The organism is Stutzerimonas zhaodongensis (assembly GCF_003696365.1).
GTDB classification, from domain to species: Bacteria; Pseudomonadota; Gammaproteobacteria; order Pseudomonadales; family Pseudomonadaceae; genus Stutzerimonas; species Stutzerimonas zhaodongensis.
In genome coordinates, this window is sequence record NZ_RFFM01000026.1 from 1 (window position 1) to 344 (window position 344).

Genomic DNA, 344 nt, shown 5'->3' on the forward strand with positions numbered 1-344 from the left:
AAGGGTTCGGCCGCACAAGCACGACGTTACCTGGACAAGGACATTCTCCCGCTCATTGGGGATATCCCTATTGCAGAGGTGCGAAGGTCCGACATTCTCAAAGTAATCCGCGCAGTAGAAGAACGCGGAACTCTGAATGTCGCCGAAAAGGTACGCACCTGGCTACATCAGATTTTCCGCTACGCGATGGTCCATGAATACGTGGAAGTGAATCCGGCTACGGATCTTGACATCGTTGCTGCCGAACAGCCTCCGGTTAAGCACAATCCCTGGCTCAAGCTCGATGAGTTAGGCGAGTTTGTCCGAACGCTTAGGGCATATCACGGTTCGTTGCTGGTGCGGTT

The 344-nt window shown here is 53.5% G+C and carries 1 protein-coding gene; it reads left to right on the forward strand.

Annotation, left to right across the window (positions count from 1 at the left end; translation table 11 throughout):
• The coding region (locus tag EA797_RS21865; RefSeq protein ID WP_425275599.1) for a tyrosine-type recombinase/integrase at positions 1-344 on the forward strand (344 nt) is incomplete at both ends.